Annotated in this window: 7 protein-coding genes; all 7 read left to right on the top strand. The window is 62.4% G+C overall.

Features of this window, described 5'->3' with window-relative positions:
- Positions 1-492, top strand: a 492-nt coding sequence (locus FB481_RS05230; protein ID WP_147175275.1) for a transposase, incomplete at its 5' end; no start/stop codon positions are given.
- A 372-nt stretch (positions 493-864) separates the two neighbouring features.
- The gene (locus FB481_RS05225) at positions 865-1,758 is read left to right on the top strand and encodes a LysR family transcriptional regulator (RefSeq protein ID WP_147175274.1); all 894 of its coding nucleotides are present in this window, start codon (positions 865-867) and stop codon (positions 1,756-1,758) included.
- Between the two features lie 274 nt (positions 1,759-2,032).
- Positions 2,033-3,232, top strand: coding sequence for an acyl-CoA dehydrogenase family protein (locus tag FB481_RS05220; protein WP_147175273.1), 1,200 nt, complete (start codon positions 2,033-2,035; stop codon positions 3,230-3,232).
- Between the two features lie 79 nt (positions 3,233-3,311).
- The gene (locus FB481_RS05215; RefSeq protein ID WP_147175272.1) at positions 3,312-4,106 is read left to right on the top strand and encodes a class II aldolase/adducin family protein; all 795 of its coding nucleotides are present in this window, start codon (positions 3,312-3,314) and stop codon (positions 4,104-4,106) included.
- 16 nt (positions 4,107-4,122) lie between these two features.
- Entirely contained in the window at positions 4,123-4,947 is an 825-nt protein-coding gene (locus tag FB481_RS05210) for an ABC transporter permease (RefSeq protein ID WP_372239535.1), read from the top strand.
- A gap of 3 nt (positions 4,948-4,950) precedes the next feature.
- Positions 4,951-5,745, top strand: coding sequence for an ABC transporter ATP-binding protein (locus tag FB481_RS05205; RefSeq protein ID WP_147175270.1), 795 nt, complete (start codon positions 4,951-4,953; stop codon positions 5,743-5,745).
- 15 nt (positions 5,746-5,760) lie between these two features.
- Positions 5,761-5,892 (top strand): hypothetical protein, encoded by a 132-nt coding sequence (locus FB481_RS23330; RefSeq protein ID WP_256662706.1) that lies wholly within the window; start codon positions 5,761-5,763, stop codon positions 5,890-5,892.
- The last annotated feature ends 108 nt before the right edge of the window (positions 5,893-6,000 follow it).

The following is a 6,000-nucleotide window of genomic DNA, read 5'->3' as shown; positions in this document are numbered from 1 at the left end:
AACGAGGTGTTTCTCAAAGAAGCATTCAACAGTTTCATCAAGCAGTTCGAGTCTCTTGATCTTCTGATCCAGAAGCAATTGAAAACGGTGGTGAGAGAGGCCGGACTGACAGAGCAGGTAGTTCGATGCCAGAAAGTCGAAGGCATTGGTTTTCTGACCGCTGTCGCTTTAGTCACTGCGTTCATCCGTGGCGAATTCAGAAGCAGTGATGCATACATCGCGTTTTTGGGCATGGATCTGAAAGTCGCAGATTCAGGCCAAAAGTCTGGGCGTCGCCGTTTGACCAAACGAGGGTGTTCGGAAGTGCGCAGACTGCTGCATAACGCCGCTATGGCCGCCAGCAAATCTGCGGCCTGGAAAGAGCTATACGAGTATTACCGCAGCAAAGGCAAAGCAACCACTCAGGTCTTGGTCATCCTGGCTAGAAAGCTCGCCAGAGTCGCATTCGCCTTGATGAAAACTCAAGGCGAGTACATCAGCAGAAGGACATAAAGGCATTGCCCTAAACCATAGAATCTCCTACAAAATAAACTCTGCTTACCGACCGCTTCTGCCTTGTGGTTGATGCCTCATGCGCGAAGATCTTGAACAGGTTTCGAGAGGCCGAAAGCTGCAACAGGAGGCTTTCGCCAAGCCTCTTGCTCTCGCCCATCACGTTATCCAATGACCGCGGTAGATGCCCCGCGCTGCCAGCCTATGCGCTTCTTTCGAGGCCGCCGCGCAAAAGCTGGCTGGCGATTCCGTGCTTCAGCAAACCGCCACCACTTTGTCGGTCACATTCCCAAATCGATCCGTGTTCTGGCTCGATCCAGCGAGTTATTCTATAAGCGTATTTTTTCCAACTCTTAATATGTGAGCGCAAAGATGAAGATCGATGACATGGATGCATTCGTTGCGGTGATCCGCTGTCAATCGACCAAGCTGGCGGCCGATGCGCTGCAACTGACCCAGCCAGCCATCACCCGGCGCGTACAGAACTTCGAGGAAGACCTGGGCGCCAACCTGCTCGACCGCAACACCAAACCGCTCAAGCCGACGCCCATGGGTCTGCGCGTCTACGAGCAGTGCAAGGCAATCCTGCGCGAGATCGATTCGCTGCGTGAACTGGTGGCCAGCGATGGCTCGCCCAGTGGCTCGCTACGCCTCGGCGTGCCGCAGACCATCAGCGATGTGGTGCTGCTCGATGCCCTGCAGCAGATTCGCGAAACCTTTCCGGAACTCAAGACCCAGGTGGTCAACGGCTGGGGTAGCAGCCTGATCGCACGCATGGAAAACGGCGAACTGGACGCCGCCGCAGCGCTCTTTCCGGCCGGCAAGATCTTCCCCGAAGGTATCGCCAGCCGTTCCATCGGCCGCATGCCGCTGCTGGTGGTCGCTGCAAAGGGCGCCGTTCGCAAGCGCAGCTGCAAGCTCAAGGACTGCTACCAGCAGGGCTGGGTGCTCAACCCGGATGGCTGCGGGTTCCGCGCCGGCCTGCAGCGCGCACTGTCCGAACAGGGTTTATCACTTCAGATCAACCTGGAAACCTTCGGCACCGAACTGCAACTGGGGCTGGTCGCCAGCGGCATGGGCTTCGGCCTGGTGCCGGCGCCACTGCTGGAGCGCAGCGGCCATCGTGACGAACTGGACGTGATCAGCGTGGGCGACTTCAAGCCGATGATCGACCTCTGGCTGCTGCACCCGCAGTATCTGGGCAACCTGCAGGATGCCGTGAACCTGTTCAGTGATGTCGCAGCAGAGCGCCTGCGCTCGACCTGAGGCCAGGGCCTGTAGGCGCTCGAGCGGCCTGAGCAGCGCCATACCCATCACTTGGCCATCGCAGAAGCAGCGTGCCCTGGCGATAAATAAAATTCAATTAACGCATAACCATCAAACATATAACTCAGCAAAGCTGATAATTAGCTTAGAACCAAAAAGACTTTTACAGCGTTAAGTTATAAGAATACGGTCTCACTCAGGCCACCTCATCACCCTGGGGCGCTCAGAAACCAGATAGGCATTGCCTGCCATCTGCGCCAGTGATGAGAGACCCATGACGCACTCTGCCGATACCCTCGCCTTCCCCGCTCCACGTCAATCTCCTGAACGAGACGCGCCCCGCTTCGCCCGCCTGCTGGCTGAAATAACCCGGACCCTGGCCGCCAGCGCCGAGCGTTTCGACCGCAGTGGCGAGTTTCCAGCGGAGAACTTCGCACTGTTGCAGCGCCACGGGTTGCTGGCCTTGACGGTGTCTAAAAGTCTGGGCGGCAGCGGCGCCGGGCTGGCCACGGCGCGACAGGTAGTCAGTGCGGTAGCCAAGGGTGAGCCTTCCACCGCATTGATTCTGGTGATGCAGTACCTGCAGCATTTTCGCCTGCAGCAAAACCTCAACTGGCCCGAGCATGTGCGTCGTCATGTCGGTATTGATGCGGTGGAAAACGGCGCCCTGATCAATGCCTTTCGCGTTGAGCCTGAGCTCGGCACGCCGGCACGTGGCGGCCTGCCGGCGACCATAGCCCGGCGCACGCCTGAAGGCTGGCGCCTGAGCGGCCGCAAGATCTATTCGACCGGCAGCCACGGCTTGACCTGGTACCTGGTATGGGCACGCAGCGACGACGCCGATCCGCTGGTTGGCGGCTACCTGGTACACCGCGACACCCCCGGCATCCAGATCATCGACGACTGGGATCACCTGGGCATGCGAGCCACCTGCAGTCACGAAGTGCGTTTCGAAGAGGTGCTGATTCCCCTCGACCACGCCGTCAGTGTCAGCCCGTGGAGCGCGCCCAAGCCGGAGCTGGATAGCGAAAGCCTGCTGTGGATGTCGGTGCTGCTGCCGGCGGTCTACGACGGCGTGGCCCAGGCGGCGCGAGACTGGCTGGTGGGTTTTCTCGAAGGGCGCAAACCGTCGAATCTAGGCGCACCGCTGTCCAGCCTGCCGCGCTTCCAGGAAGTCGTGGGGCGCATCGATACGCTGCTGTTCGCCAATCGCACGTTGCTTGACTCGGCAGCCGCCAGCAGGGTCGACGCCAGTCACGCCGGGCAGATCAAGCAATTGGTCAGCAGCAACGCGATCCGTGCCGTGGAGCTGGCCATCGAGGCCGCTGGCAACCCGGGGCTGTCACGCAAGAACCCGCTGGAGCGACACCTACGCGACGTGCTGTGCAGCCGCATCCATACCCCGCAGGACGACGTCGCCTTGAACGCCGCCGGCCGCGCCGCCTTTGCCCATTTCCGCGAGGGGCAGCAATGAGCCGTCCCGAACGCCCGCCCAAACCTGTGCCGCCTGCACACACCACCACCCGATTGCCCACCACGGCCAGGAGTTTGCCATGAGTTCACTTGCCACCCTGCACAGCACCCCGTCGGTTAGGGAGCGCGTCAGCCCTGAAGAGTGGGAGGTACGCGTCAAGCTCGCAGCCGCCTACCAGCTGGCCGCGCTGTTTCGCTGGACGGATCATATCTACACGCACTTTTCCGCCCGTGTTCCGGGGCCGGACGAGCACTTCCTGATCAATGCCTTCGGCCTGCTGTTCGACGAAATCACCGCTTCCAACCTGGTGAAGGTCGACGTCGACGGCACCCTCATCGACGACCCGCTGAACCTGGGCATAAACCAGGCCGGCTACGTGATCCACAGCGCCATCCACCGTGCACGGCCTGACCTGCAGGCAGTGCTGCACACCCACACCCGCGACGGCGCCGCGGTCTCCGCCCAGCGCAACGGCCTGCTGCCGCTCTCGCAACACGCGCTGGGCTACTACAGCCGGGTGAAGTACCACGACTACGAAGGCGTGGCGCTGGATCTCGACGAGCAGGAACGCCTGATCGCCGACCTAGGCGACAGCAACATCTTCATCCTGCGCAACCACGGGCTGCTCACCGGCGGCATCAGCGTCGAGCACGCGTTTCGCGAGCTGCATGGACTGGAGCGAGCCTGCAACATCCAGATTGCGGCCCAGGCCGGCGGTAATGCCGACCTGTTGCACGCGCCGGCCGACGCCATCGAGAAGGTACACCAGCAGTCGGCGCGCTTTTCCGACGGCAAGGGCCCGGGCATCAAACTGCACTGGGACGCCCTGATTCGCCAGCTCGAGCGCGCCTCGGGCCAGAGCTACAAGCACTGAGCGACGGGAGATGCAGATGAGCGACACCAGCACCATCACCGTAAGCCGCGCGACACCGTCCGCCCGCCGACGCGAATGGACGGCACCGGATTTCGTCCTGCGTCTGCTCAGCCCCCTGGCCATCCTGCTGCTGTGGGAAATCGCCTCGCGGGCCGGGCTGATTCCTACCCGGGTGATCGCCGCGCCGAGCGAAATCAGCACCACGCTGTGGGAGCTGATCCGCAGTGGCGAGCTGCTGCGCCATTTGCTGGTATCGCTGCAACGCGCCGTCACCGGCTTGAGCATCGGCGTGGCCATTGGCGTCAGCGCCGCGTTGATCACCGGCCTGTCGAAACGCGGCGAGATCGCCCTCGACTCGCCCATGCAGATGCTGCGTACCATTCCGTCCCTGGCCCTGGTGCCGCTGTTCATCCTGTGGTTCGGCATCGGCGAGTTCACCAAGGTGGCGCTGATCGTCATGGGCACCACCTTTCCGATCTACCTCAACCTGTTCGCCGGCATCCGCAACATCGACCCGAAACTGGTGGAGGCGGCCAACACCCTGGGCCTCAACCGTCGCGAGCTGATCTGGCATGTGATCCTGCCCGGCGCCCTGCCCTCGTTCTTCGTCGGTCTGCGCTATTCCCTGGGCATTTCCTGGCTGGCGCTGGTGTTCGTCGAGCAAATCAACACCACCGCCGGCATCGGCTTCCTGGCCAGCGATGCGCGGGATTTCATGCGCACCGACGTGATCGTCATCTGCCTGCTGATCTACAGCCTGCTAGGTCTGCTCATCGATGGCCTGATCCGCACCCTGGAGCGCCTGGCCCTGGCCTGGCGCCCCTCGTTCATAAGGACCTGATGCATGAATGCGCACAGCAAAATCGACTTCTCGCCGGCCGTCAGCCTGCGCGGCGTGGTGCGTCAGTTCGGCGACAATCGGGTGATCAATGAACTGGACCTCGATATAGCCCCCGGCGAGTTCGTCGCCCTGCTCGGCGCCAGTGGTTCCGGCAAGACCACGCTTCTGCGCTCCCTGGCCGGCCTCGACCCCATCGAGGGCGGCGAACTGAGCGCCCCACAAGCCCGCGCCGCGGTGTTCCAGGAACCACGGCTGATGCCCTGGAAACGCGCCTGGAAGAACGTCACCCTCGGCCTGCGCGTAGCCAATCCCAGGGAGCGCGCCGTGCAGGCGCTTACCGAGGTCGGTCTGGCCCATCGCCTGGAGGCCTTTCCCGCCACCCTGTCCGGCGGCGAATCCCAGCGCGTGGCCCTGGCCCGCAGCCTGGTGCGCGAACCAAAACTGCTGCTGCTCGACGAACCTTTCGCCGCCCTCGATGCGCTGACCCGTATCCGCATGCACCGGCTGATCATCGATCTCTGGCACAAGCACACGCCGGCGGTGCTGCTGGTCACCCATGATGTCGACGAAGCGATCCTGCTCGCCGACCGCATCATCGTGCTGCAGCACGGGCGCATCGCCGAAGCAGTGCAGGTTGACCTCGCTCGCCCGAGGGACAACGGCCAAGCTGGTTTCAACGCCATCCGCACGCGCCTGCTGGCTTTGCTCGGCGTGGAAAAGGACGACCCAGAGAGCCTCGCGCGGGATCACAACCCATTCATCACGCCGGGCTATCCGCTCAGCGCCATCGCCATCTGAGGCAGGAAGCCAGTCATGAAACGCGTTCTCTGCCGTCTCGTCAGCCGCCTGCTCGACAACCTGCATGGCGACCGTATCAGCACATTGATCGGCTGGCCGGGCGTGCCGCCAGCCGACAACGACGAGCGAATGTGCCGCCCGCACTGATCGTCTAACCGGACAGCTTACCGGACAGACCCCGCAATACCTCGAGCGATCTACCACCGCCTTGTCGCTCCCACCAAAGCCACGAACCGCACCTTTGAAAGCCAGCGC

Origin of the sequence: Pseudomonas sp. AG1028 (assembly GCF_007993955.1) — a bacterium.
GTDB classification, from domain to species: domain Bacteria; phylum Pseudomonadota; class Gammaproteobacteria; order Pseudomonadales; family Pseudomonadaceae; genus Aquipseudomonas; species Aquipseudomonas straminea.
Note: the sequence above shows the minus strand (reverse complement) of the source record. Positions and strands in the feature narration are given on the sequence as shown.

What these genes read in the sequence shown, in the direction of transcription:
- FB481_RS23330 (WP_256662706.1), top strand. Translation starts at nt 5,761, where the DNA reads ATGAAACGCGTTCTCTGCCGTCTCGTCAGCCGCCTGCTCGACAACCTG.
- FB481_RS05205 (WP_147175270.1), top strand. Translation starts at nt 4,951, where the DNA reads ATGAATGCGCACAGCAAAATCGACTTCTCGCCGGCCGTCAGCCTGCGC.
- FB481_RS05225 (WP_147175274.1), top strand. Translation starts at nt 865, where the DNA reads ATGAAGATCGATGACATGGATGCATTCGTTGCGGTGATCCGCTGTCAA.
- FB481_RS05220 (WP_147175273.1), top strand. Translation starts at nt 2,033, where the DNA reads ATGACGCACTCTGCCGATACCCTCGCCTTCCCCGCTCCACGTCAATCT.
- FB481_RS05210 (WP_372239535.1), top strand. Translation starts at nt 4,123, where the DNA reads ATGAGCGACACCAGCACCATCACCGTAAGCCGCGCGACACCGTCCGCC.
- FB481_RS05215 (WP_147175272.1), top strand. Translation starts at nt 3,312, where the DNA reads ATGAGTTCACTTGCCACCCTGCACAGCACCCCGTCGGTTAGGGAGCGC.